Raw genomic sequence first — 25,481 nt, 5'->3', positions numbered from 1 at the left:
TTATTGCAATCTGCCGGCGGCTGTTAATCCGGTCTCGCCTATCAATTGTTGCACCACAACACCTGCCATGGTCAGCCCGAAGATCGGTGGTATGTAGGACGAACTGCCGAGAATCGCACGGCGGTCGCTGCAACTCCAGCGCTGTTCGTCACGATTGGGGCAGATGCAGTTGTCGGCACAAATATGGGCTTCATCACTTAAAGGGCGAAATTCTTCCGTCGAGTAAACCACCTGTACCCCCCGATGGATCCCGCGTCGCCGCAACTCTTTGCGCATAATCCGCGCCAGTCGGCATTTTTCCGTGCTGCTGATATCGGCAACTTTGATTTGGGTCGGATCAAGCTTGTTTGCCGCACCCATGGAGCTGATGACCGGAATCCGCTGTTTTACACAGTTTTCGATCAGATGAAGCTTGGCGGTAATATGATCGATGCAGTCGAGAACATAATCGTAGCCCGCCGGCAACAGCTCCGGCGCAGTCTCAGCCTGATAAAATGCCTGCCTGGGGATCACCCGACAAGCGGGGTTGATCTGGTGACAGCGCTCAGCCATCACCTCGACCTTGGAGCGACCGATGGTCGTATCCAGGGCATGAATCTGGCGATTGATATTGGTGGCGCAGATCTCATCAAAATCGATCAGGGTCAGGCTTCCGACCCCGGCGCGCGCCAACGCCTCCACAGCATAACTTCCTACTCCACCGATACCGAAGACGGCCACCGAAGACCCTGTCAGTGAATCTATGCTTTTCTTGCCGACCAGAAGCTGCATCCGGCTGAAGCGGTGTTCGTTCATTTGTTGCCTTCCTGAATTTTATCAAACAACCTTAGAGCATTTTCTGTCGTTACCCTGGCGACAGTATCAAGGGTCAGGTTTTTAATTTCTGCTATTCTTTTCGCGACCTTAACCAATTCCTCCGGTGCCTGTGCCGGATCCGGCAGATCCGTTTCCAACAGGATGGCAGATATCGGCAAGGCGGCGACAACCTCTAATAGCTTGCGCGCATTGCGGCGCAGCAGAATCGGCCCCACCCCGATAGAAAATTTCAGGTCGACCAACTCGCGGGCAAAAGGCAAACTGCCGGAAAAAGCATGCCAGACACCGCCAATCTGCCGACCGATGTCCAATTCACGCAATATTGCCAGCAGGGCACCCTTTTTTTGACGACAGTGAAGCAACACCGGCAAGCCATGATCCAGAGCCATCCGCAACTGGGCACGGAGGACCTGTTCCTGAACCTCCTGCGCAGGTCTGACAACCGCATCCAGACCTATTTCACCGATGGCCACGACCTTAGGATGGCGGGTCAATTCTTCTAACCGCAGGGCCACCTCGTCATCCCATTGATCTGCGTACAGAGGATGAATTCCCGGAGCGGCATATACGCTGGAATGGCGCTCTGCCAAAGAGATCAGCGCATCCCATTCAGCGCTTCTGACGCCGGGCTGAATCAGGCGATCGATGCCCGCCGCTGCGGCGGAGTCGACCCATATGTCGGCCATCCCCTCCACACCGGCGGCGACCAGGTGAATGTGGGTATCGCAAAAATACATCAGTTACCGACAGTCATTACTCTGCAACCCGGGCCGCAAGGATGCGGCTGCCCAGGTTCTTGATGCCGGCAGGGTCGCTGATCGGGCCAAGTCCGGTGACCACCTGATAGGTGGTTCCGGCAGCGACCGGCCCGGCAATGCGCAAACGGGTCTGCCGGCGCTTACCGGCCTGATCGTTGTAACCAACCTCAAGGGTGATATCACCTACCGCTACCGGGGTCTGATTGACCAGACGGGCAATCAACTGCCCCTGACGATCAAGAGCAAGATCGAGCTTGAGATATTTTTCCGGGTTGGTGGACAGGTCCAGGCGCACCAACGAGGCATGGGCCTGCCGCCCCGCCGCTGAGTCAGAACTGGCTGCACTGGTAAAATATTCCAGCGCGCGGGCACGATTACCCTGATTAAGAGCCAATTGCCCGAGAGAGTTCATGGCCGGAGCCGTCGGTAACAGGGCGACGCTGCGCTCCAGATCAGCGTTAGCTGACCTGATCTCCCCAAGCGCCTGATAGGCCAGGCCGCGCTGCAGATAATAATGGAAATAGTCGGGCTGGCGCTGCAAGGCCTGATCGAACGCCGCTACCGCTTCGCGTTCACGCCCTTGCTTGCGTAAAGCATCCCCACGCAGGCCGTAGAACAAGGCTTCCTTGGGCTCCCCGGCAATGGCCTGATCAGCGAGGGTCAGGGCACGATCAGCGCGGTTGTCATTGAGGGCCTTGCGCCCTTCGTCATGGGCATCGTAGGCTTTTTGCGCAGAAATTAATGGAGCCAGCACCCGGCGATAACGCTCTACCCCCATTTCACCTCCCGCTGGGAGCTCACTCACGGTACGCCGGTTAGCGTCAACCCGCTCCTGGGATGGGGGATGACTGGCAAACAGACCCTCAAGCCAGTTGCTCTGGCGCCCTTCCGACAACCGCACAAAGGTCTGTTGCAGATCAACCGCCGCGCTGGGATCATAGCCGGCACGCGACATGTAAAGCATGCCGTAATAATCAGCCTCGCGTTCGGCCTCCCTGCTGTACTGCTGACTCACCAGTCCAGCCGCGAGCGATGCTCCACCGATCGCCAGCCCGGCATATTCACTGTTGCCTGCCGCCATCGCTGCGACAACCACAGCCCCCTGTAACAGCATCCCCCGTTGCATACTCTGGGCACTGTGACGCGCGGCGGCGTGGATAATTTCATGACCAAGCACCGCTGCCAGCTCTGCTTCGCTCTGCATCTCGGTCAGCAGACCGCGATTGATGGCGATCTTGCCGCCGGGCAGCGCCCAGGCATTCGGCGTCGAGTCGTTAATCACCTGAAACTCATAGGGCAAAGGACGATCACTGACTGCCGCCAGACGCCCGCCGATTTCCTTGACGTAGGCTGTAATCTGCGGCTGGGTGCTATAATCGCCTCCCTGCATCTGCCGCAGCGGCGCATACTGCTCAGCACCAATCTGCAATTCAGTCCCCTCACCGATCAGCGTCAGCTCCTTGCGCCCGGTGACCGGATTAACGGCGCAACCGACCAACACCACCAGCACCAGCATCCATACCAGATGTCGAAACATCATCGCCTCCCGCTCCACTGACACATTATCATCAGGCCTCAATCAGAGAAACCAACACCCGGCGCTTGAGCTCACCGGCAAGCATCTGCTTGATTTTTTCTTCCAGTTGCTCCAGCGCCACCTCTTCGACCATCTTGTCTAGATCGTCGAGTTTCCACTCATCTGCCAGCTTGATCCAGACCTGCTGACGGCGCGCCATGGGGGCTGCGGCTGAATCGATACCGATCAGGCGCACGCCGCGAAGAATAAAGGGGAAGACATTGATCGGCAGATCGGGCGACGCCACCAGGCCACAGCAGGTCACCACCCCATCGTAACAGGTGGATTTAATCGCCGTTGCCAGCATCTCACCACCGACGCAATCAACCACGCCGGCCCAAGTAGTTTTCAGCATCGGCCGCTCACTACCGGTCATAAATGTTTCGCGACTGAGCACCTGCACGGCACCGAGACGTTTGAGGTAAGGCTCCTCATCGAGCTTGCCGGTGACGGCCGTCACCTGATAACCGAGTTTGGCCAAAATCGCCAGCGCCAGGCTGCCAACGCCACCGGTCGCTCCGGTCACCAGAATCGGCCCGGAGTCCGGAGTTACACCATTGGCGAGCAATTGTTCAACCGACAAGCCGGCGGTCAAGCCGGCGGTACCGTACATCATGCTTTCTTTAAGGGTAAGGCCCTTTGGCAACTTTAGCGCCCACTGCGACGGCACGCGAATCAACTGACCAAAACCGCCATCCGTTTCCATCCCCAGGTCATAGCTGGTAACAATCACCTGATCGCCAGGCTGGAAACTGCCGTTACCACAACTGATAACCTCGCCGGCAGCATCGATCCCGGGAGTGTGAGGAAACTCACGGGTCACCCCCGGATTACCGGTCGCCGACAGAGCATCTTTGTAGTTAAGGGACGAATAATGAACCTTGACCACCAGATCGCCGACCGGCAGTTCCCCCAGGCTGCGGGTTTCAATCGAACGGACAAACACCTTTTTTTCCGGCTGACTCACGACTAATGCTTTAAATTTCATCGACATAAAACCTCCTTAACAAGATGTGATCGAAAGCAATTATGCAAAGTTGAAGTAAAATGTTGGCAGTACACATTATACCACTGACACAGCTGCGACCATAGCCACCGACCAACTGTGCGATAATGGAGACCCTCACCCGATTTCCGAAAAAGGAAGATGACAGGGAGGCTTATCATGTTTAACAGCGAGACATTCAGCTACCGCGCCCTGCACCTTACTCTTATTTTATTATTCCTCGCCATTTTACCCTGCAGCGCAGCGGCACAGGTTATCACCACCGCTACCGAGCGGATCCGCATTGTAGAGATCACCAGCGGGCTGGAGAGCAGATACGCTACAAGACCGGCAATATCCTCCGGGGTGCCAACCCGCCCCACTGGATACTGGCGATGATCCTGCGGGCGTAAGGGCGCGGCGGTGACATGAATCCAGCCGGGGCTGATACTGTTGACGCGAATCTGCGGGCCGAGGCTCATGGCCATGGCGTGAGTTAAAGCCACGACTCCCCCCTTGCCGGCAGAATAAGCCTCGGTGTCGGCTTCAGACTGAAAAGCCCGCGTTGAGGCCAGATTGACGATTGCCCCCCTTGCCAATCCCCTGCGCCCCACCGGTGACCAGAACTACCGGTTTTTGCAGATCATCCATCAGCAGCCCCCTTTTAAAGTGACAACACAGGCCCTTCCCATATCGCTGAAATGCCAAACAGTACCGAGGCCATTTCGCAATACTGCAAACAACTCAATTTATTCTTAATTTTCAGTGTGTTGCGCTAACAACCCAGCCCAGCGCGTCCCCGCCGGACTATAATAACGTTTGCATATTTGCAAATTTACATATATTTGAAATAATACCAGAAAATCCTATCATTTTGTTTTTTCTATGTTTTATAGAGTTTTATCAATGTAAAACATCGGTATATAAATTGCTTTTCCTTTATCACAGCTAAGACATCAACAAGCGCTCAGCAATGGGGCCACCGCCTACAGCCTCAACATACAGCAAAGAATCGACCAATTTCATCATTCATTACCCAAAGGAGAAAACCGATGCACAAGGAACCCACCCTCCCATTTAAGGATTTTGGTCAGGGGCCGGCCGTTGTTCTTATCCATGATCTGCCCTTAACCGCCGAGATCTGGAATGAACAGATCGACCCCTTACAAAACGCCGGTTTTCGGGTCATTCTGCCCGATTTTTCACAATGCCGCGAGCACAATACCATCAGCGACTACAGCCTCAGCATTGTGCGCTTACTCAACCGTCTCGGTCTGCGCCGCTTTGCCGCCTGCGGCATGGGAATGGGCGGAGCGATCCTCTTCGATCTGCTCGAACGCTACCCTGAGCGCATTGCCGGTGCCTGCTTCATCTCCACCCGTCCGGTACAAGACGATGTGCAGGAACACGCCCGCCGCGCCGAACTGATCAATGATCTGACGCAAAACGGCGACTGGGACGCGCGCAATCAATTAATTAATATGTTGTTTGCCGGGCGCGAGCAGCAGCTTCCCGCACACCTGCTAACCTCGGTACGGCGGATGGTTGACAACTACGATCGCGATGCCCTGATTAATGGCCTTAAAGCGATGATTAATCGCCGCGACTACACCCAACTGCTCGCCACCCTGCAACTGCCAACCATGGTGGTCGGCGGTGAACATGATAACATCTGTCATCCCCATCACGTTGCGATTATGGCCGGCAAATTGCCATGCTGCCTCGGCTCGGACAAACTGGACGGCGGCCACCTGCTGTCACTGGAACTGCCACAGGAACTCAGTCGCAAGCTGGTCGGTTTTTTCCGCCGCATCGCCCCGCGCCGCAACGATACTCAAGCAGAAAAACCGGAAGACCTTGCCCTCGCCGGTTGCTAACCCCACAGATTAGTTCTTATCCCGAAACCTCCTGGTGTCCATCCGCAATTTCCGCGTGGGCACCAGGTTAGCAACAAGACAGCTTGCTGTTCTTGGAAAACTCCTTGAACATCAAAACCACATTGGGCTATCGTACGCGCTAAAAATACCCTAAAAATCTCACTTTTCAACTGATCCCTGCCTACATTCAGACCCCGTGCTTCAATGGCGTAGCGCGGTGGCAGGGTGTTGTTATCAACTTTAGCCTATGGGAAGGATCTCAACGATGAGAATGAGCCCGAATGAACTGGTCCAGCACTTAAGAAAACCCGCCGCCGAATTCACCCAAGACGACATCATGCGCTTCTGCCAAGAACGCGACATTGAAATGGTCAATCTTCGTTATGTTGCCGAGGACGGACGACTTCGAACCCTGAATTTTGTTATCTCTTCCCGTGAACACCTCTATACCATCCTGTCCTATGGTGAAAGAGTCGATGGCAGCAACGTATTTTCTTTCATTGAAGCGGGCAGCAGCGACCTTTACATCGTTCCCCGCTACCGCACCGCTTTTTTAAATCCATTCACCGACGTACCCACTGTCGATATTCTCTGCTCTATCTACGACAATATGGGAACGCCCCTCGACAGTGATCCGGGCTATATTCTGCGCCGGGCCAGTGACGAGTTTACCCGCCAAACCGGAGGTACCTTCAAGGCCCTGGGTGAACTTGAATATTATATTGTCGGAGATAAAGATGGTCTGTTTCCAAGCGTCGACCAGAAAGGCTACCATGCCAGCGAACCCTTCGCGAAATTTGAGGACATTCGGACAGAGGCCCTGCGCCTGCTCGCGAAAACAGGAGCAAAAATCAAATACGGGCATTCCGAAGTCGGCAGCTTTTCCGATGGCGATAACTATTATGAGCAGCATGAAATTGAGTTTTTGCCTACCTCTCTGGAAGAGGCTGCCGAGCAAATGATTCTGGCAAAATGGTTTGTCCGAATGCTGTGTAATCAGCGCGGTGTCGGCGTCAGCTTCGCCCCCAAGATCACTGCCGGCAGAGCGGGAAGCGGCATGCACTTTCATATGCTGGTAGAACAAGAAGGTAAAAATATTACCGTTGAAAACGGCAAGCTCAGCGACATGAGCAGAAAAATGATCGCCGGCATCCTTGAAGCCGCCGATGCCCTGACTGCCTTCGGCAATACCATCCCAACGTCATACCTGAGGCTGGTTCCCCACCAGGAGGCCCCGACCAACATCTGCTGGGGAGATCGCAACCGTTCTGTCGTCGTCCGCGTCCCCCTCGGTTGGCAGGGTGCCGACAACATGATCAACGATGCCAACCCCCTGTGCCCACCCCTCGAGTCCGGTGGTGACAGCAAGCAGACCTTTGAATTTCGGGTTCCGGATGGCTCCGCTGATATCTATCTTACCCTGGCGGGGCTGGTAACGGCGGCACTGCATGGACTCAATATGCTGGACGCCCTGGAAAAGGCACGGCAGCTCTATGTCGATGTCAACATCTTCAAGCCGGAATATCAGGAAAAATTGGCCGGCCTCAAGCAACTGCCCGCCTCGTGTGATGAGTCTGCCGATGCCCTGCAGGAAAAACGCGCCATTTTTGAAGCCCATGGTATTTTCCCGTCAGGACTGATCGACAACCGCATTCAAAAGCTCAAAAAGTTTAAGGACAATGGGTTAAGTGAGCGGCTTTATGGCAAAAATGATCAGATCAAAATTCTGGTCAAGGAATATCTCCACATCGGCTGAACAAGCACCTTCAGGCCAACAAAACCGGTGGCAGCAAAAACAGGGGGGACATAAACCGATTATCGGTATGGATGTCCCAAAATTGGCTTATTGACAAGACCACAAAAAACAAGGGGCTATGGAAAAATCCATAACCCCTTATTTTTATTGATTGGCGGAGGCAGATGAGAATCGAACTCACCAGGGACGGGATACGCCCCCCAGCGGTTTTGAAGACCGTGAGCGCCACCAGGCTACTGACTGCCTCCGCAAGTCGTTCATGAGCCCCGATTCTACGTTGATTTCAGACCTTATTCAAGGGCAATCAACGTGAAGGTCAGAGCAGAAGAGGTGCAACCTCAGGCCGGCACCTCGTTCATGCTGCCAGTGCGGTATCCCTGCAGATCGAGGGCGACATAGGAAAAGCCGGCCTCTTTGCAGGCGGCAACCACCGCATCACGCAGGTTTGGATCAAGCAGGCGTGGCACCTCGCTGGGAGATACCTCTATCCTGGCGACCTCGTGATGGTATCTGACCCGGTAATTAACAAAACCCTGCTCGCGTAAAAAAGCCTCACAGCGTTCGACCTGCAGCAGCCGTTCCGGTGTCAGCTCGGTGCCATAGGGAAACCGGGACGAGAGACAGGCAAAGGCCTGCTTGTCGGCCGTCGGCAACCCGAGCCGGCGGCTCAAGGTTCTGATGTCCTCTTTGGTCAGACCGGCCTGCTGCAAGGGTGAACGGATCTGTTGCTCTTTTACCGCATCGCTGCCGGGGCGAAAATCATCGAGGTCATCCAGGTTCGAACCGTCGAGGACCCGGCTGAAGCCGAGTTCCGCTGCCTTGGCGCGACACAGGTTGAAAAGAATACTTTTGCAATGGTAACAGCGGCGCCGGTCATTGCGGGTAAAATCAGGCACCTTCAGTTCATGGCTTTCTACAACCAGTTGGCGCACTCCCATGGTCGCCGCCAGTTTGCAGCTCTCTTCAAATTCATAGTTCGGATAGGTCGGCGACGTTGCGGTCAGGGCCAGGACCCGGTCGGTGCCCAGCACATCGACGGCAACGCGCAACAAAAAGGTGGAGTCCACTCCACCGGAAAAGGCCACCAGCACCGATTCCATTGCCGCAATATCCGCTTTTAACTGCTCATATTTTTGCTCGGTGGTCATTCTTCCTTCCTTCCCGTTAAAAGGTTCAGCATTAATCAACAAGTGGCAACCCTATCAACATAGTACGGCATCCCGTCAATCATTGACCAGCGCCAGGGTTTTCCAGTGGCCGTGACGAAAGCGCAGGTAAAACAAGCCGCTACTGATCAGGAAAAAAGCAATAAATGCCAGCCAGACGGTGATCGGACCGAAATTCAACACCTTGAGAAAGACAAAAACAATCGGCACCATCAACCAGTGCATGGCGACCGATAGCCCCATGGCCCACAGTGTATCACCGGCGCCGCGCAAGGTTCCGCTGAAGACAACGATGGTCGCATCAGCGAGCACATAAAGAGCGGCCAGACGCAACATGTCGACAGCAAGAGGAGCTGCCGAGATAAAAAGTTCGTTGTGCTCACGGGGGGCAAAAAGTGCCACCAGTTGCGCTGGAAAGGTCACAAACAGCAGCAGTATCAGTGACGAGTAGATCCATCCCATCTTCAAACCGGAAAAAGCTGCGCGCTCAGCGACCTCCGGACTTCCCGCGCCCATGTAGCGCCCGACCAGACTGACAACCCCGATCTGCAGGCCGAGCAGCGGCACAAAGGACACCAGATCCCAGTTAAAGACAATGGTCACCGCCGTCGCCGTTACCCCACCGTGACTGTGAAAAATCAGCACAATCAGGGTAAAGGCCAGCAGATTCAAAAACATCTCCACTCCGGCCGGCGAACCATAGCGCAACAGTTTGGCCATAATCGTTCGGTGAAATGACCAGCCGGCACCGATGAAAAACTCATCTCGATTCGTGCACCGCAAATAAGCCGCCAGCAGCACCAGCAGGGCGCAGAAACTGCTGAACAACGTACCGTAAGCGGCGCCCCGCAGACCCAGGGCGGGAAAACCAAGGTGACCGAAGATCAGCACGTAATTGGCACCGGCATTGACAATCAGGGCAACCATGGCGGAAATCATAACGATACGAGTACGGCCAACACCGGAAAAAAATCCGGATAAACTGGTGCGCAGCAGCACCAGCGGTGTTCCATAGAGGAGAATATTGAAGTAGAGCTGCTGTTGTTCGCGCTGTGCCGCTGGAATATCCATCAGACCGAACAGCAGATGAACCAGCGGCCGACAAGCAAAAACCAGCAGGGTGGCGGGGATCACCAGCAACATCGCCTGGGTAACTACCACGCCACATTGAGATTTATGCCCGGCACCCAGATACTGGGCAACCAGGGCGGTGGTGTAGCCGATCAGACCGACAAAAAAGGTCATCAGCATGAAGCTCGAAAGACCACCGGCCATAGCGGCATTCATCGGTTCCGGGCCGATGCGCGAGAGAAACAGCCGATCAATAAAGATCAGCAGGGTTTCACAGGCGTGGGACACCACCATCGGCGCGGAAATAGCGAGCATTTCGCGGAAACCACCGGGGGGGTTGAGTTCTGCTGTGGTTGTTATGCTCACGCGGATTCTCACTGTCGGGCCGGACCTAGAGGGTCAGAAATCGGCGGAAAAGTCGATCAATAACCCACTCGGGATAAAGGTGTCCAGCTCCAACTGATGCTGCCCGGTCAGCTGCCGGGCGAACAACCCGAGCAGATCGAACTCACGGGCAAAAGCATCGCGGAACGGATAGCGCAATTCAGTCCGGTGCAGCGGATTGCTGTCGACAAAATTCAAGGTACAGCAGTCATCGGAAAAAGACTCCCCGGAGCAATCGATATTCGGCAACCCGTGCAACCGGCAGGTCAAGGGGCGCGCCTGATAAACCAGACAGTTGCCATCCGCACCAAGCAATGGACAGGGAGTCAGATCCTCCTCAGGCATCTGTTGCCACTCATCATCGGGCAGGCGATTGAGGATGTAAGGGGGTTGAAATTCCGGCCAGCGCTGCTGCAAGGCGCTCACCCGCAAGCGGGCTTTGACCAGCACCTGTTTTTTGACCGGTTCGGCCAGCTCAGAAAAATCCGACTGCAACAGAGCCGCATCGAGCAGACTGATCTCAAACAGGCCACGACAGCAGGCAGAGCATCCTGGACGGCAGGCAATCTGGTCAGCTGACTGTTCAATACAAGCGGCGAACCAGCGGTCAATACCACCCAACAACTGGCGATATTCAGCAAGAATGTCCTGTATCAACGTCCTTTTCCCCTCAGCGCTGGGAAGTCGCCAGCTTGATCGCCAGCATAACGAACACTGTACCCGCCAGGCGGTTCAGCATCAACTGTACTCGTTGCGAGCGGTTCAACCATTGCCCGAGGGTACCGGCGAGCAGGGCAATGCTGCCGAACACCAGAATGGTCGCGACAATAAACAGACCGCCCAGCAGTAGTAACTGATAGACCACCGCACCCCGACCCGGATCGGCAAACTGGGGCAGAAAGGCGAGAAAGAAAATCGACACCTTGGGGTTGGTGATATTCATGATAACGCCGCGGCGATAATCACTCCAATAGCTGCCGGCCCCGTTAGTTTCACCCCGGATAGTCTCCGGCGCCGCACGAAAAGCCTGCCAGGCGAGATAAACCAGATAACCGGCACCAATCACTTTCAGCACCGTGAAAGCAACAACGGAGGTCTGGAAAATGATGGCGACGCCAAAGGCAACCGCCGCCGTATGCACCAGCAAACCGCTACATAAACCGAGCGTTATGACAAGCCCCGGCCCACGGCCACGCAAGGCGGACTGGGTCAGGACAAAGATATTATCCGGCCCCGGTGCCAGGCCCAAAAGAACTGCGGCCGAGAAAAACGTGATGATGGTTTCAGCAGGAATCATGGGTTGACCGATAATTGTAGGGGCACAATTCATTGTGCCCGCCGTTAGAATGATCTGGCAACATCCTCTTACCTCCTGCTTATAGCAGCAGGGCGCGTTTTTCCAGCGCCAGCAACTGATCGCGCAATTCAGCCGCCTTTTCAAATTCCAATCCGGCGGCGGCTTCGAGCATCCGCGCTTTCATTTCGGTCATTTTCACTTTCAGCGCCTGGGGGTTGGCATAGAGAGCTTCTTCTTCAGCACACAGAGGAAGCTGATCTTTCTCTTTTCTGCCAATGAAGTTTTCGACTATCGAGAACAGGGATTTCTTCACCGAGGTCGGAGTGATGCCGTGCTCCTGGTTATAAGCCAACTGCTTGACCCGCCGCCGCTCGGTTTCGTCGATACAGGACTGCATCGAGCGGGTCACGCGATCTGCGTACATAATCACCCGGCCGTCGAGATGTCGGGCGGCACGGCCGCAGGTCTGGATCAGGGAACGTTCGCTGCGCAGGAAGCCTTCCTTGTCGGCATCAAGGATTGTGACCAGGGCGACTTCAGGGATATCGAGCCCTTCGCGCAGCAGGTTGATGCCGACCAGCACATCAAACTCTCCCTCTCGTAAAGCGCGGATAATCTGCACCCGCTCGACCGTGTCAATATCGGAATGCAGGTAGTTCACCCTGATCCCCGCTTCTTTGAGATACCCGGTAAGATCCTCGGCCATGCGTTTGGTCAGGGTGGTGACCAGCACCCGAGCACCCTTTTCCACCGTAACCCTGATTTCCTCGATCAAATCATCGACCTGGCTGAGGGCCGGGCGCACTTCGATGGGAGGATCAACCAGACCGGTCGGACGGATGACCTGTTCGACAAAGACCCCTTCAGCTTGTGCCAGCTCGTAATCGGCTGGGGTTGCTGACACGTACACCGTCTGCGGCTGGCACTGCTGAAATTCCTCGAACATCAGCGGCCGGTTATCCAGCGCCGACGGCAAGCGAAAACCGTAGTTGACCAGGGTTTCCTTGCGTGAGCGATCACCACGATACATGGCCCCGACCTGGCTGACACTGACATGGCTCTCATCAATGAACATCAAGGCATCATCGGGCAGGTAGGATAACAGCGTAGCCGGCGGCTCGCCGGGATGACGACCATCGAGAAAGCGCGAATAGTTCTCGATCCCCTGGCAGTATCCCATCTCTTCAATCAGTTCGATATCAAAGAGGGTGCGCTGTTCAATCCGCTGCGCTTCGAGCAGCATATTCTGCTCACGAAAATGCTGAATCCGGCGCTGCAATTCATCCTGGATTTCACCGATGGCACGTTTAAGGGTCGGCTTGGTGGCGACATAGTGGCTGGCGGGGAAAATCGCGGTGCGCTCAAGGCGATCAATCACCTGACCGCGCAAGGGATCGATCTCGCTGATGGCATCGATTTCGTCCCCGAAAAACTCAATACGCAGGGCGCGTTTTTCCTCGTAGGCGGGAAACACCTCAACACTGTCACCGCGCACCCGGAAGGTGCCACGGTGAAAATCGATATCGTTGCGTTCATACTGGATCTCCACCAGTCGATGGAGAAAGTCATTGCGCTTCAATTCCATCCCGGTACGCAAGTCAACCAGCATCCCGTAATAGGCCTCCGGTGAACCAAGACCATAGATACAGCTGACTGAAGCGACGATCAGCACATCGCGGCGTGAGAGCAGGGAGCGCGTAGCACTGTGGCGCAACTTATCGATCTCTTCATTAATGGAACTGTCTTTTTCGATGAAGGTATCGGTCGAGGGGACATAGGCTTCCGGCTGGTAGTAATCGTAATAACTGACGAAATACTCTATCGCGTTATGAGGGAACAGTTCCTTGAACTCACCGTAAAGCTGTGCCGCCAGGGTTTTATTGTGGGCCAGCACCAGGGTCGGTCGTTGGAGACGTGCCACAACATTGGCCATAGTGAAGGTTTTACCTGAACCGGTAACGCCAAGCAGCACCTGATGGCGGTCGCCACGTTCAATACCGGCCACCAGTTCCTCGATGGCCTGGGGCTGGTCACCACAGGGGGAGAAGGGGGATATCAGTTCAAATTGCGCCATGTAAGATCATTTCTAAATAGCTGAAGCGTCGTCGACAACGACAGCGCGAACAGGTTGGTCGAAAAAGATTGTTTTTAAATTTTTGCGTAGTATTGTGTCGGTTTTTTTGTTGCAATCCAAGTCGGCTTACAGACCGGTCACAGGATTGGAGGATAAGAGATGAGCCCGCAAAAAAGCAAATTCGTCTACTCGGTATTCTGGAACTGCGCTCTGATTACCGTCGGCTCCCTGATTCAGGCGATTGCTCTAAAAAGCATCGCAACACCCCACCAGTTTGTGCCGGGAGGAATCTTCGGCGTCAGCTCACTATTTTACTATATAACCGATTTTCTCAATCCGGGGTTGTTGTATCTGCTGTTCAACATTCCCCTGTTCATTCTCGGTTATATTTTTATCTCCCGGCGCTTCCTTTGGTACAGCGCGCTGGCCATGGGACTGATTACCCTGTTTTATCAGCTAATCTCCTTTGAGATAAACATTGACAGTCAACTTTACGCTGCCTTGACCCTCGGGGTCATGCTCGGCTTTGGCGCCGGCATGGTGTTGCGCTCTCTGGGTTCCAACGGCGGCCTTGATGTGATCGCCATTATCCTTTACCAGAAATTCAATATCGGCATCGGCAAAACTTACTTCGGTTTTAATTTGCTTTTATTCAGTCTGAGTTTCGCCGGCCTCGACAATGATCTGGTCATTGCCTCGATAATTGCGGTCTTTGTAACCTCTCAGACCCTTGACTATACCCTCGCTCTGTTCAACCAGCGCAAACTGGCTTTTATTATTTCAGAAAAGTCGGAGGCGATTGCCGACCGGGTCATGACGACACTGAAAATCGGCACCACCCTGCTGCCGGCAATGGGGGCCTACCGCAAGGAGAGCCGCACGGTGATGATGGTGGTGATCAACAATATCCAGCTGAAGCGCCTCGAAGAGATTGTTTTTACCGCCGATGAGCACGCCCTGTTTATTGTCGAAAACACCTTCAGTGTATTGGGTTCGACCTTTTCAAAAAGGAAGATTTACTAGGACAGCTCAGTTTGGCATCTCACCAGCCACCAGCGCCGGGTCAAGGCGCACATCGAACCAGTTAAGACGCCAATCGAGATGGGGGCCGGTCACCCGACCGGTAGCGCCGGCGGTAGCAATGATCTGCCCCTGTGTCACCTCTTGACCGACCTCGACCAGAACCTCATGCAGGTGCAGAAAGGTTGAGGCGAGGCCATGGCCGTGATCAACCACCAGGGTGGTGCCGGCAAAAAACATCCCCGCATGGAGATAGGTCACGACTCCACCGGCCGGCGCCTTGACCGGGGTCCCCGTTGATGCGGCGATATCGATGCCGAAATGAGGTTGCCGGGGCTCGCCGTTGAAAATCCGCTGACTGCCATAGACTCCGGTGATGCGACCGGTCAGTGGCCAGATGAACGACTCCAGGAAATTGCGGTTTACGTTGAACTGTTGACGGACAGCAGCAATCTCCTCGGCCTCACGGCGAATCCGCTCAAGATCTTCCTGCGACGGTTCCATGAGCCGCTGACTGATGCCGTCAATCCGCTGGATCCGATAGTCCCGCGGTTCAAGTTGAATCTGCTGGTGATGCACTTGACCATCCGCAGATTGCACCAGCAACTCCTTTGCGAGGGCAGCATCACGGCCGAAACCGATAATGAAGTCGCCCTCAGCCGTCACCGCCACCCGGCGCTCCTGAAATACCACCAGACAATCTGCACAAGTGCGACCATAGACCAGCCCGCCCGGGGTAAAATAGCCACGCAGGTCAAGCTCAACCGCGCCCACCGGCACGGCAACCAGCAGCAGTAACAACAATAACCATCTTTTCACTATCTACCTCGGGACAATCCCCAGTTCAACCCGACTCACCGGGCCCTCTTTGGGGGCAGCAAAGATGTCCGTTTTTTTGAGGAAGAGCCGCGGCCCCAGTTCGTCATTAATCACTTCGAGGGCATTGCGCACTGCCAACGCGCGATCGCGCGCCAGATCCGCCAATTGCTCTTGCTCAACAACAATATGAGCCAGCAGCAGCTTCTCCATCTCCTCATCAGGCAGTTTGGTAAGCATACCGATCAGATTACGCGGGCGCGGGAAGGTCGACTCCTCATATACCTGCAGCAGCAGTTCAGAATAATTTTCGTCATTAATAATCGGTTGTTCTCCCGCCACAAGCGATTGGCCCTGACGTTGCAGCTTACGCAGCAGTGCTTCTTTGAGCATCTGTTCGAGGCGATCCTGACGATAGGCTTCCGGGTCATTGTCGCGATCGGCAAAACCGCTGATTTCTATATTAAATGCCGGTCGCGACTGGAGTACGCCGGCCAGCTCCGTCAGCTTCTGCTGTTGCACTTCATCCAGACGGGCAATACCATGGGCAAATTCGATGCCACTGTAGTCTTTGTCGCTGCCGAGCATGGCGGTCAGCAACGAAAAAGGCGCCGTTGCCGCGCGCACCAGCAAATTTCGCAATACAGTAAAAATGGTGCCGGCCAGGCTGAAGTTCGGGTCGTTCAGGTCGCCGGAAACCGGAATATTGAGATGAATCTCTTCGTTACGGTCTTTCAACAGGGCGATGGCCAGCCGGATCGGCAGGTTGACCGCCTTGTCACTCTGTACCGTTTCCCCGAGATTAAACTGATCGAACATCACCCGGTTAGCGGCGCGGATTTGCTGGTGCTCTATGTGATAATTCAGGTCAAGATTGAGCTTGCCACGATCGATCGTATACCCCAGGTAGGTTCCCGAATAGGGAGTCATGGGGGTCAGGTCGATATCCTTGAAACTCATGGTCAGGTCAAGATACAAATCCTCACTCAAGGGGTTGATTTTGCCGCTGATGGTCAAGGGGGAATGATTTTCCAAACGACCGCGCAGATCGACATCGGCGAGCATATCGGCGCTTGAGCGCATACCGCTGATACGTCCACCCAGGTCATACATGGTGGTGGAAAACACCCCCGGCAGGTGACGGTCGACAAAGGAAACCGTCCCCCCTTGCAGGGTCACCGTATCGATGCGGATATCCGCCGGGGCGCTGGCGGAAGCGGTTTCGACCTCCAGGGGTGCGACGGTAACCATTGACGCTTCATCGGCTGCCGGCGGGCCGAAACCGGTGAGATTCATCTGTCCATCCGCAGTGATCTGAATAGCGGCCAGATAATTATTCAGTACCAGCTCACGGATATGCAGGCGCAACGGCTCGATATCCCCGTCTATTCCTGTGATGGCAAAGCCTTCCCAGGCGATCATATTGCCGCTGCCGACAGGATCACGCAAGGCAAAGTGGGTGAGGTCAAGATCGCCGGCAAAACTGCCACTGACGCCCTCGCCATGCTGTTTGACGGCTATCTTGATATCCGTGTGCAGATAGCCGTCATTAAGTGCAAGATTGTACTCCGGCGGAAGAAAATCGTTGAAATCGGCCAGGGGGAAAGCACCGACATTGACCTGCGCCGCCACTTCGAAGGGGGCATAGACCAGTTGCCCCGCGGCTTGGATCCGCCCCTGCTCGCCGATCTGGGCGGCAAAGCGATAGGGACTGGTTTGCGCGACAGGATAATGCAGCTCCTGCAACTCCAGATTGATATTTTTCAGTTCAACGCGCGGCTTTGCCGCCATCGTTGCATCAGTAAAGCTGACCTGGGTGTTATCAATGGCAAAACGTCCCAGCCTCAGTGCCCACTGTTGCTTAGCTACCGTTTCGACAATCTCTTCAGCAACCTCTTCCACCTCATCGACCAGTTGCTGTTCACGCAGCAGCAATTGCGGTGAAAAACGCCCATCAGCGAGGCGGGTGAGAACAACCTCGCCACCGCTTAACTGAATTTCGGCAACACTAATGCGCTGCTCACGCAGATCCGCCGCGCCACCGATCAGATTCAATTCATCCAGCTTGAAATGATCCTCGGCAGTGAAAGGAATGAACAGATCCCGCAGCTGCACACTGGCCTGGGACAGCTGCACATCGGTCTGCGGGCTGTAATCGATCTGTGCAGCAAGGTCGACAACCCCCAGCACTGGTTCGGTCAACCAGGACTCCAGATAGGGGTAGTAGGGTTGCAAGGGAATGCTGTCAACCCCGACAGTAAAGGCGGCAGACAACGGCTGGAGCGTCACTTCCCCACTGACATCAAGGTTGACCTGGCGGGCACTCTGCAGGGTCAGATCGATAGCGGTACGCTGCTGCGGATGATTGCTCAGCTGCCAAATATCGAGATTGATCGCCTGTAAGCTTTCATCAACCGGTCCCTGAACAAAAGCGTCGTAAAAATGAACCGCTCCGTCAAAAATCGTTATCCGCTCGACATTGAACAACAAGGCTGTAGTTTCTTCCTCATTCTGATTGTGGTCTTCTTCCGGATCGGACGCTGCCGGGGCTGAACTCATCAGGGCTTCAAAATTCCAGTGGCCGGCGGCGTTACGACTGATCCACAACTGCGGATCATGGAGTTCCACCATGGCCAGGTTCACATCCCGACGCAACAGATCGGCCCAATCGAGATCGATCGCCAGCAGCGGCAGATCGAATAGCGGCTGCTGGTTCCGATCCTGCACCCGCAGATCATCAAGCAGCAGCATTCCTCCTATCAGCAACTGCGGCTCTGCGCTGCGGGAAATCCGGTAAGACAGGTCCAGATCGACATCAAGGACGCCACTTGCGACCACAACCGGCAGAGGCACGGGGGAGTGGTAGGCATAAAAGGGCAGATCGACATCACGCAAATTGATAAACAACTGGGTTTCAACGGAATCATGGAAGGGTTTGAGTCGGCCACGGGCAGAGATGACCGCATCATTGAGCTGCAGGCTTAAGCTCGGCTGAACATATTGGTCGAGCAGAAAAGGAATATTGCCGACAAAAGGAACTCTCAACTCCAGCTGGCGGATCCGGTGATGGGCACGTGTCGCGGAGGTGAAATCAACAAAATCGAGGGCACCCCCGGTCACCACAATATTGTTCAACGAAAAATGAAAAGGACGTTTCTGCGCCAGCGGTTCCTGTTGCGCCGCCTCATCCGCCGCAAACAGGGTAACCAAGTCTGAGAAATTATAGTGCTGTTCGCCCAGTAATGCGATATTCAGGTAGGGGCTGTCGATCTCCACGCGCCCAAGAATCAGCGCCCGTCGCCAGAGGGAAGAAGGACTGACCGAAACCATAACCCGCTCAAATGAGACAAAGGGATCGTCCCCGTCGGGTTCGTTCAGGACAACTCCACCCAACTCAAGCTTGAGGGTGAAAGGGTTGAAATAGACCCGTTCATAACTTAAGGTTCGCTCGGTGTGGGTAGCAATCCACTGCTGCGACTGTTTTTGCAGCTGCCAGGGGACAATCAGCATCGACAGCAGCAGTAAACCGATAACAACAGCAACAGTGATCCATGTTATTTTTAACCAGTGGGGCATCGTATCCTCTTCAGGAGATAGTGAAAAAATCCTGTGACACTCACAAGAATAGCAGACCAGCAAAAAAATTTCCTGTCGCTCTATCCTTCTTCCTCTGGTCACTCCTCAGTCATCTTATGCTAGACTGAGTGTAGCTGTTCAGCACCGGGTCGGGAATCCTATATCAAGGGACGCTTTTCGTTTTCCATGACCGCTTTTTGTCGCCGTCCATGGCGACAAAAACCCTTTCCACAGGATCCAAAGGCCCTGGGCGAAGGACTGCAGCTGAATAATTACGACTGGATATGGTAAAGCTATGCCCAAAAGGTGCCCGGTGACATGCAGAAAACCCTGATTCTTGCAGGCCTCGCCATACTTATGATCGGCCTTCTCTGGCCCTGGCTCGGCAAACTCCCTCTGGGACGCTTGCCGGGAGATATCGTCATTGACAAGCCGGGCTTCAAGATGTTTTTTCCGTTCACCAGTATGCTGCTGGTCAGCGGGCTGGTATCACTGGTCATGTGGCTGTTGCGAAAATAAGGGGTGGCTATGAGAAGACATGAAAAAGAAATCGCAGCAACGGGCGAGCTGGAGCAGGTGTTGTGGCAGGGCCGCGTCTGCCACCTGGCCATCCCGGATGACCCCCTGCCCTACCTGGTGCCGCTCAATTATGGCTATCAGGAGGGTGCCCTGTATTTCCACTCCGCCCCCCATGGACGCAAAATCGATCTGCTGAAAAAACAGCAACGAGCCAGCTTTAGTATCACCATTGATCACGGCATCATCGAAGCCGAACGTGCCTGTAGCTGGGGTGCCCGTTTCACCAGTGTTATAGGCTCCGGACGGATTGAATTTATCGAGGATCCACAAGCAAAACAGGCCGCTCTGCACGTCCTGATGGCACAATACTCAGATCAAACCTTCAGTTTTGAGGAGGACCAAGTAGCAGCGACCCGGGTTTTCAAGCTGACCATTGAATCTATGAGCGGTAAACAGTCCCGTGGTTAAATAAACAGATGCTGAAACGTTTTTTCCAGGCAATAAACGACCTGTTTCGCAACGCGCTACGTACCAGTCTGATGCTGTTCAAGATTATTATTCCCATCAGCATCGCCACTCGCTTGCTCCAGCAATGGGGGGTCGTTGATCAATTCGGAATACTGCTTGGACCGGTTATGGAGCTGGTCGGCTTGCCGGGTCAAATGGGGCTGGTGTGGGCCACCGCCATGGTCACCAACATTTACGGCGGAATGGTGGTTTTTGCCACCGTTGCCCCGGGCCTTGACCTGACCGTTGCCCAGGTGACGGTCTTATGCACCATGATTCTGGTAGCTCACGCCCTGCCGGTAGAATTGCGCATCGCCCAGAAAGCCGGCACCCGTTTTCGCGCCAGCGTGATGATCCGCGTGTTCGGCGCCCTGCTTCTGGGCTGGCTGCTGCATCTATCCTACCAGCTGAGCGGCACCCTTCAGCACGCCAATCAGGCCCTGTGGAATCCGCCTGTGGTTGATCCGACCTGGAGTGCCTGGCTGCTGGCAGAACTGCGCAACATGCTGATTATTTTCCTGATTATCCTGACTTTGATGGCGGTGCTGCAGATCATGAAAAAACTCGGCATCACCACCCTGATGACCAGGCTGCTGGAGCCGCTGCTCAAACTCCTCGGCATGAGTCGCGACGCCGCCCCGGTCACCATTATCGGCATGACCCTGGGCCTGAGCTACGGCGGTGGTCTGATCATCCAGGAAGCACAATCAGGGCGCTTAAGCAAACGCGATCTGTTTGCCTCGGTCACTCTGATGGGACTGTGCCACAGTATTTTTGAAGATACCCTGTTGATGATGGTTCTCGGCGCCCATCTGTCCGGTATTTTCTGGGGCCGGCTGATTTTTTCCCTGCTGGCAATTTTTTTGCTGGTACGATTGATCAACAAACTACCGGAGCACCTGTTTGAGCGCTATCTGGTGCGCCGGGTTCCGGTCATCGGTGCCAACACAGCTGACAGGGTAACTGGATGATCATTTCCCTGATCGCCGCCATGGATCGCAACCGCATCATCGGCCATGCCGGGACGCTGCCCTGGCATCTGCCCGCCGATCTGCAATGGTTCAAGCGTCATACCATGGGGCACAGTCTGCTCATGGGGCGGCGGACCTTTGAAGCCATTGATCAGCCGTTACGCGGACGCCGCACCATTGTCGTCAGCCGTTGCCCGGACTATCAGGCTCCCGGCTGTATTGTGGCAACCGATATTGCGGCCGCCATTGCCGCGGCCAAACCCGCTGAACAGCTGTTTATCTGTGGTGGTGGCGAGATTTATCGGCAAACCCTTGACCTGGCCGAACGTCTTTACCTGACGGAGCTTGATATTGAAGTCACAGGTGATACATTTTTTCCTGAGTTCGCTAACGATGAGTTTGAAATCGTCTCGCAGGAACACCATGTTGAACCTTTTCATTACAGTTTTTCGATTTTTCAGCGCAAACAGCAACCACAACCTTTTCTCATTTAAATTAAAGGAAATATCACCATGAGCTATCGATTCGTGCCCGGCCTGTTGTTGCTCTTCATTCTTTCCGCCTGCATGCCGCACCCATTCCATCCCGAACGCAGCCTTGTTGCCGCTGCCCCCGGCCAGGCGCCACAACAATTGCGGGTCCAGGCGGAAGGTCGGATCGAAGCCACCCCCGACCAACTGCGTTTACGCCTTGGCGTTATCACCGAAGCGGCTGACGCCGGTGAAGCGGTGACCGAAAACAACCAGCGCATGACCAGGGTGATGGCGCTGCTGGATGATCTCGGCCTTGAGCGCAAAGATCTGGCCACCGGGCAGTTTCAGATCCAGCCGCAATGGAGCCAACCGCCCAGGCCGACCCCGGCTAGCTGGCAGCGGGAAATTATCGGCTACCGGGTCAGCAATGATCTGTGGATCCGCACCAGCAGAATTGATCTGGCCGGCCAACTCCTTGGACTAGCTCACCAGACGGGCGTGAATCAGGTTGGTAACCTGCAGTTTACCATCGCTGATCAGGACAACTATCAACAGCAGGCGATGACCCTGGCGACCGAAAAAGCGCTGAGACAAGCGCAGGTGCTCGCCACCGCAGCCGGTGCCGAACTGGGTAACATTCTTTCTTTAACCCTTGATACCCCCGGCGGTTTCGGTGGTGGCGCGCCACTGATGGCCGAGGCACGGCTGATGACCGCCACCGATGCCGTGCCTGTCACTCCCGGCAATGTCGATATTCAGGCCACGGTCACCATTGTTTTTGAGTTAATCTCCCCCGCCCGCAACCAGTGAGGTGTAGCGATGATCATCGATCCGTCAGTGACTGCCTGTTTTGACGTCGATCCACAACGTGGATTTTCCCCCTTGTGTCCGCAGGAGCTTCCGGTTGCCGAAGGGGATCAGATCGTTAGCGAGCTGAATGCGCAGGCAACCTTCGGTGACCTCCGCCTGGTCAGCAAGGACTGCCATCCGCCACAAGCACCCTGGATTGCCGCTACCGCGGAAGAGACCCTGCAGCCGGTCAGCGGAAATTTTCCCGATCTTGATGTCAAGTGGCCACCCCACTGCGTGGTTGGAACCGAAGGGAACCGATTATTGCCGGGGCTGCCCGCTGAAGCGGACTACGACCTGGTGATTGAAAAGGGGGTCGATCCCCTCAAGCATCCTTACGGCGCCTGCTATCATGACCTGCAGGAAAGCGAGAGCACCGGGGCCATCGAGTGGTTGCAAGAGCACGGAATCACGACCCTGATCGTTGGTGGTCTGGCCACTGACTATTGTGTCAAAACCACGGTTCTCCAGTTGCTGCGCGCCGGATTCAAGGTTATCGTTAATCTCGCTGCCTGCCGTGGTATCGCCCCTGATACCACCAGGGAAGCTATAACGGCCATGCACCAGCAGGGTGCCGTGCTGATTGACAGCAGCCGCGAACTGAGCAGGGCAGGATGACGCTGATGGACCATCCACCGCTGATCACCAGTTTGATGGATACGGATCTCTACAAGCTCACCATGCTTCAGGCTTTTTATCACGCGCCTGAGTTTCGTACCGTTGAAGCTGAGTGGAAATTTCACTGCCGCAATCGCCACGGCTTTGATCTGGCCGCCCAGATTCCTGAAATCAAGCAGCAACTCGAAGAGGTCTGTCGCTTGCGTTTCGCTGATGAAGAGCTTGATTATCTCGCCACCTTCCCCTTTTTCACCCCTGACTTTATCGAGTTTCTGAGAATTTATCAGCTAGATATGCGGTTTGTTTCGATTCGACCTATGGGTGAAGACATTGATCTGCGTATTCGCGGACCCTTGATTCATGTTGCTCTTTTTGAAATCTACGCCCTGGCGATTATCAGTGAAATACATACCAGAGTGGTTTGTGGTGACGTTGATGAGACGATTGCCACCGCCAGACTCAACGAAAAAATCGCCTATCTGCAGGGGCAGGGGCCCTTGGCGGGTTTTGGTTTTGCCGATTTCGGTACCCGCCGGCGTGCTTCAAAACAATGGCAGGGGAAAGCACTGTCCCTGCTGCTCGATAAAATCCCCTGCTATTTTATCGGTACCAGCAATCTTGATCTGGCCAGGCGTCTGGGAACAACCCCTATCGGCACCATGGCCCATGAATGGTTCCAGGCCTGGCAGGCGATCACCCGTCTTGCAGATGCCCAGAAAGCGGCCCTTGAAGGCTGGGTGCGAGAATTTCGCGGCAGGCTCGGCATTGCTCTGACCGATTGCTATTCGATGGATTCGTTCATGCGGGACTTCACTGACCCCTACTTCGGCAAGCTTTATGATGGTCTTCGCCACGACAGCGGCTCACCCTTTGACTGGGGCGAAAAGGCCATCAGCATGTACCGACAGATGGGGATTGACCCCGTAACCAAGACCCTGGTTTTCAGCGATGGGCTCACCTTTCCGAAAATGATCGAGATCTACCGTTATTTTCAAGGACGGGCAAAGGTGGCCTTCGGCATCGGTACCAATCTGACCAATGATACGGGAATCCCGGCTCTCGACATGGTCATCAAGATGGTGGCGGCCAACGGTCGTCCGGTCGCCAAGATTTCCGACGAACCGGGAAAAAGCATCTGCGAAGACAAGGATTATCTTCGCTATCTGGCATCGGTGTATAACATCGAATTGTAATTGTCAGGTCAACATCATTCAGCCACCAAGGCTCCAAGGGCACCAAGAGAGAAAAAACCAGAATTAGGTAAAACAACAAAGGCCTTGCCCTGTTTTTCTTGGAGTTCTTGGTGGCTTGGTGGCCTAAAAGTTTTTGTGTCTCAGCACTGAAGCAATAATTCATTCCGCGAAGGGAAAATGGGAGCATGAGTGTCTGAGTATGATGTGATTGTCATTGGTGGTGGGCCGGCCGGGCTTTTTGCCGCCGGTGTTGCCGCTGAGCAGGGAGCCAGGGTGTTGCTCCTGGAGAAGAAACACCGCTGCGGCGCCAAGCTGCTGATCACCGGCAAGGGGCGTTGCAACATCACCCATGACGAAGAGGATCCGCGGCGTTTTTGCGAATATTTCGGTCGGCAGGGCAAAACCCTGCTGACGGCACTCTACAGCTTCGGGGTTGCCGCCACCGTCGATTTTTTTGAGCAGCGAGGCTTGCCATTACAGCGTGAACGGGGGGGACGGATCTTCCCGACCCGCGGCGGTGCCGCTGAGGTTCTCAAACTGCTGCTCGATTATGCCCGGCAGGCGGGGGTGGAGATCAAGACCAGCTGTCCGGTGGCGGGGCTGAGGTGCGAAGCGGATCGCATTCGGGCAATCGAAACACCCTCAGGCACCCTTCGCGCCGACAATATTATTGTTGCCACCGGGGGTTTATCCTACCCACAGACCGGCTGCAGCGGCGACGGTTATCGCTGGGCAACAGCCAGCGGCCATCGACTGACTCCCCCCCAACCGGCACTGGTACCATTACAGCTTGATGCCGACTGGACCGGGGAGCTACTCAACCTGAATTTGAAAAATGTTGGCATCACTGCCTGGCACAATAACAAACCGGTTGCCGAACGCTTTGGCGAAGCCTTTTTTACCCGTCACGGCATCGGCGGCCCGACTGTTCTCGATATGAGCGCGCAAGTCCGCAATGCCCTGCAGCATGGTCCGGTCGAGCTTCAGCTCGATCTGAAACCGGCAGTCAGTGCAGAAATTTTTGATCAGCGGCTGCAGCGGGAACTTGCTGCCCACAGCAACAGAAATTTTGGTAACGCCTTGTCCAGCCTGTTACCCCAACTCCTTATTTCACTATTTGTACTGTTAAGTGAAATTCCAGTGGATAAAAAATGCCATTCCATCACCAAACAAGAGCGG

Annotated in this window: 23 protein-coding genes and 1 tRNA gene; 11 read left to right on the top strand and 13 right to left on the bottom strand. The window is 54.9% G+C overall.

All coding sequences use genetic code 11. The annotated features are described in order from the left end of the window. The 5 genes from AC6F7T_RS07620 to AC6F7T_RS07600 form a co-directional block, all read right to left on the bottom strand. Positions 1-795, bottom strand: a complete 795-nt coding sequence (locus tag AC6F7T_RS07620; protein WP_500717530.1) for a ThiF family adenylyltransferase — start codon at positions 793-795, stop codon at positions 1-3. Beyond that, a complete protein-coding gene (locus AC6F7T_RS07615; RefSeq protein WP_500717528.1) occupies positions 792-1,553 on the bottom strand; it encodes a TatD family hydrolase in 762 nt (253 codons plus the stop codon). The genes AC6F7T_RS07620 and AC6F7T_RS07615 overlap by 4 nt, the downstream gene beginning before the upstream one ends. Positions 1,554-1,569: 16 nt before the next feature. Beyond that, positions 1,570-3,114, bottom strand: a complete 1,545-nt coding sequence (locus AC6F7T_RS07610) for a M48 family metalloprotease (protein ID WP_500717527.1) — start codon at positions 3,112-3,114, stop codon at positions 1,570-1,572. Between the two features lie 28 nt (positions 3,115-3,142). Further along, positions 3,143-4,144: an acrylyl-CoA reductase family protein gene (locus AC6F7T_RS07605; protein ID WP_500717525.1), complete on the bottom strand. Its 1,002-nt coding sequence runs from the start codon at positions 4,142-4,144 to the stop codon at positions 3,143-3,145. A 194-nt stretch (positions 4,145-4,338) separates the two neighbouring features. After that, complete coding sequence (locus tag AC6F7T_RS07600; RefSeq protein WP_500717524.1) at positions 4,339-4,734, bottom strand: SDR family oxidoreductase; 396 nt, start codon at positions 4,732-4,734, stop codon at positions 4,339-4,341. Positions 4,735-5,187: 453 nt separating this feature from the next. Between AC6F7T_RS07600 and AC6F7T_RS07595 the strand changes: the two genes are divergently transcribed. Further along, positions 5,188-6,012 carry an alpha/beta fold hydrolase gene (locus AC6F7T_RS07595; RefSeq protein WP_500717522.1) on the top strand — a complete coding sequence of 275 codons (825 nt, stop codon included), beginning with the start codon at positions 5,188-5,190 and terminating at the stop codon, positions 6,010-6,012. Between the two features lie 265 nt (positions 6,013-6,277). Then, complete coding sequence (locus AC6F7T_RS07590) at positions 6,278-7,768, top strand: glutamine synthetase beta-grasp domain-containing protein (protein ID WP_500717520.1); 1,491 nt, start codon at positions 6,278-6,280, stop codon at positions 7,766-7,768. Between the two features lie 152 nt (positions 7,769-7,920). Here the strand turns inward: AC6F7T_RS07590 and AC6F7T_RS07585 are convergent. The 6 genes from AC6F7T_RS07585 to uvrB all read right to left on the bottom strand — a co-directional run bounded on the left by AC6F7T_RS07585 (position 7,921) and on the right by uvrB (position 13,760). Then, positions 7,921-8,016: transfer RNA gene (locus AC6F7T_RS07585), tRNA-Sec, on the bottom strand. A 90-nt stretch (positions 8,017-8,106) separates the two neighbouring features. After that, complete coding sequence (gene larE / locus AC6F7T_RS07580) at positions 8,107-8,916, bottom strand: ATP-dependent sacrificial sulfur transferase LarE (RefSeq protein WP_500717518.1); 810 nt, start codon at positions 8,914-8,916, stop codon at positions 8,107-8,109. 75 nt (positions 8,917-8,991) lie between these two features. After that, complete coding sequence (locus AC6F7T_RS07575; RefSeq protein WP_500717516.1) at positions 8,992-10,371, bottom strand: MATE family efflux transporter; 1,380 nt, start codon at positions 10,369-10,371, stop codon at positions 8,992-8,994. A 33-nt stretch (positions 10,372-10,404) separates the two neighbouring features. Beyond that, the gene (locus tag AC6F7T_RS07570; RefSeq protein WP_500717514.1) at positions 10,405-11,046 is read right to left on the bottom strand and encodes a YkgJ family cysteine cluster protein; all 642 of its coding nucleotides are present in this window, start codon (positions 11,044-11,046) and stop codon (positions 10,405-10,407) included. Positions 11,047-11,059: 13 nt separating this feature from the next. Continuing rightward, positions 11,060-11,719 (bottom strand): LysE family transporter, encoded by a 660-nt coding sequence (locus tag AC6F7T_RS07565; protein ID WP_500717512.1) that lies wholly within the window; start codon positions 11,717-11,719, stop codon positions 11,060-11,062. 46 nt (positions 11,720-11,765) lie between these two features. After that, a complete protein-coding gene (gene uvrB, locus AC6F7T_RS07560; RefSeq protein WP_500717510.1) occupies positions 11,766-13,760 on the bottom strand; it encodes an excinuclease ABC subunit UvrB in 1,995 nt (664 codons plus the stop codon). Positions 13,761-13,919: 159 nt separating this feature from the next. Here uvrB and AC6F7T_RS07555 point away from each other — a divergent pair, with 159 nt between their 5' ends. Continuing rightward, positions 13,920-14,783: a YitT family protein gene (locus AC6F7T_RS07555; protein WP_500717508.1), complete on the top strand. Its 864-nt coding sequence runs from the start codon at positions 13,920-13,922 to the stop codon at positions 14,781-14,783. A 6-nt stretch (positions 14,784-14,789) separates the two neighbouring features. Here AC6F7T_RS07555 and AC6F7T_RS07550 read toward each other — a convergent pair whose 3' ends face one another. Both AC6F7T_RS07550 and AC6F7T_RS07545 read right to left on the bottom strand, forming a co-directional pair. Continuing rightward, positions 14,790-15,599, bottom strand: a complete 810-nt coding sequence (locus AC6F7T_RS07550) for a peptidoglycan DD-metalloendopeptidase family protein (RefSeq protein ID WP_500717506.1) — start codon at positions 15,597-15,599, stop codon at positions 14,790-14,792. A 3-nt stretch (positions 15,600-15,602) separates the two neighbouring features. Then, positions 15,603-19,172 carry a DUF748 domain-containing protein gene (locus AC6F7T_RS07545; protein WP_500717504.1) on the bottom strand — a complete coding sequence of 1,190 codons (3,570 nt, stop codon included), beginning with the start codon at positions 19,170-19,172 and terminating at the stop codon, positions 15,603-15,605. Positions 19,173-19,490: 318 nt separating this feature from the next. Between AC6F7T_RS07545 and AC6F7T_RS07540 the strand changes: the two genes are divergently transcribed. The 8 genes from AC6F7T_RS07540 to AC6F7T_RS07505 form a co-directional block, all read left to right on the top strand. Beyond that, complete coding sequence (locus tag AC6F7T_RS07540; RefSeq protein ID WP_500717502.1) at positions 19,491-19,691, top strand: DUF2905 family protein; 201 nt, start codon at positions 19,491-19,493, stop codon at positions 19,689-19,691. A 9-nt stretch (positions 19,692-19,700) separates the two neighbouring features. Beyond that, positions 19,701-20,159, top strand: coding sequence for a pyridoxamine 5'-phosphate oxidase family protein (locus tag AC6F7T_RS07535; protein WP_500717501.1), 459 nt, complete (start codon positions 19,701-19,703; stop codon positions 20,157-20,159). Between the two features lie 8 nt (positions 20,160-20,167). Beyond that, positions 20,168-21,169 carry a nucleoside recognition domain-containing protein gene (locus AC6F7T_RS07530; RefSeq protein ID WP_500717499.1) on the top strand — a complete coding sequence of 334 codons (1,002 nt, stop codon included), beginning with the start codon at positions 20,168-20,170 and terminating at the stop codon, positions 21,167-21,169. After that, on the top strand, positions 21,166-21,663 hold the full coding sequence (locus AC6F7T_RS07525) for a dihydrofolate reductase (RefSeq protein WP_500717497.1): 498 nt from the start codon (positions 21,166-21,168) through the stop codon (positions 21,661-21,663). Before AC6F7T_RS07530 ends, AC6F7T_RS07525 begins: the two co-directional genes overlap by 4 nt. Before the next feature lie 18 nt (positions 21,664-21,681). Beyond that, positions 21,682-22,452 carry an SIMPL domain-containing protein gene (locus tag AC6F7T_RS07520; protein WP_500717495.1) on the top strand — a complete coding sequence of 257 codons (771 nt, stop codon included), beginning with the start codon at positions 21,682-21,684 and terminating at the stop codon, positions 22,450-22,452. A gap of 9 nt (positions 22,453-22,461) precedes the next feature. Next, on the top strand, positions 22,462-23,109 hold the full coding sequence (locus tag AC6F7T_RS07515; RefSeq protein ID WP_500717494.1) for an isochorismatase family protein: 648 nt from the start codon (positions 22,462-22,464) through the stop codon (positions 23,107-23,109). Positions 23,110-23,114: 5 nt separating this feature from the next. Beyond that, the gene (gene pncB / locus AC6F7T_RS07510) at positions 23,115-24,302 is read left to right on the top strand and encodes a nicotinate phosphoribosyltransferase (RefSeq protein WP_500717492.1); all 1,188 of its coding nucleotides are present in this window, start codon (positions 23,115-23,117) and stop codon (positions 24,300-24,302) included. A gap of 189 nt (positions 24,303-24,491) precedes the next feature. After that, positions 24,492-25,481 (top strand): aminoacetone oxidase family FAD-binding enzyme (locus AC6F7T_RS07505; protein WP_500717491.1); only part of this gene is annotated, 990 nt, incomplete at its 3' end.

It is taken from the genome of Pelovirga sp. (assembly GCF_059864205.1).
Note: the sequence above shows the minus strand (reverse complement) of the source record. Positions and strands in the feature narration are given on the sequence as shown.

Coding starts and splice junctions, on each gene's coding strand:
- AC6F7T_RS07530 (WP_500717499.1), top strand. CDS start 20,168: ATGCTGAAACGTTTTTTCCAGGCAATAAACGACCTGTTTCGCAACGCG.
- AC6F7T_RS07615 (WP_500717528.1), bottom strand. CDS start 1,553: ATGTATTTTTGCGATACCCACATTCACCTGGTCGCCGCCGGTGTGGAG.
- AC6F7T_RS07515 (WP_500717494.1), top strand. CDS start 22,462: ATGATCATCGATCCGTCAGTGACTGCCTGTTTTGACGTCGATCCACAA.
- AC6F7T_RS07555 (WP_500717508.1), top strand. CDS start 13,920: ATGAGCCCGCAAAAAAGCAAATTCGTCTACTCGGTATTCTGGAACTGC.
- larE (WP_500717518.1), bottom strand. CDS start 8,916: ATGACCACCGAGCAAAAATATGAGCAGTTAAAAGCGGATATTGCGGCA.
- AC6F7T_RS07540 (WP_500717502.1), top strand. CDS start 19,491: ATGCAGAAAACCCTGATTCTTGCAGGCCTCGCCATACTTATGATCGGC.
- AC6F7T_RS07565 (WP_500717512.1), bottom strand. CDS start 11,719: ATGAATTGTGCCCCTACAATTATCGGTCAACCCATGATTCCTGCTGAA.
- AC6F7T_RS07605 (WP_500717525.1), bottom strand. CDS start 4,144: ATGTCGATGAAATTTAAAGCATTAGTCGTGAGTCAGCCGGAAAAAAAG.
- AC6F7T_RS07595 (WP_500717522.1), top strand. CDS start 5,188: ATGCACAAGGAACCCACCCTCCCATTTAAGGATTTTGGTCAGGGGCCG.
- AC6F7T_RS07525 (WP_500717497.1), top strand. CDS start 21,166: ATGATCATTTCCCTGATCGCCGCCATGGATCGCAACCGCATCATCGGC.
- AC6F7T_RS07620 (WP_500717530.1), bottom strand. CDS start 795: ATGAACGAACACCGCTTCAGCCGGATGCAGCTTCTGGTCGGCAAGAAA.
- AC6F7T_RS07545 (WP_500717504.1), bottom strand. CDS start 19,172: ATGCCCCACTGGTTAAAAATAACATGGATCACTGTTGCTGTTGTTATC.
- AC6F7T_RS07610 (WP_500717527.1), bottom strand. CDS start 3,114: ATGATGTTTCGACATCTGGTATGGATGCTGGTGCTGGTGGTGTTGGTC.
- AC6F7T_RS07590 (WP_500717520.1), top strand. CDS start 6,278: ATGAGAATGAGCCCGAATGAACTGGTCCAGCACTTAAGAAAACCCGCC.
- pncB (WP_500717492.1), top strand. CDS start 23,115: ATGGACCATCCACCGCTGATCACCAGTTTGATGGATACGGATCTCTAC.
- uvrB (WP_500717510.1), bottom strand. CDS start 13,760: ATGGCGCAATTTGAACTGATATCCCCCTTCTCCCCCTGTGGTGACCAG.
- AC6F7T_RS07535 (WP_500717501.1), top strand. CDS start 19,701: ATGAGAAGACATGAAAAAGAAATCGCAGCAACGGGCGAGCTGGAGCAG.
- AC6F7T_RS07520 (WP_500717495.1), top strand. CDS start 21,682: ATGAGCTATCGATTCGTGCCCGGCCTGTTGTTGCTCTTCATTCTTTCC.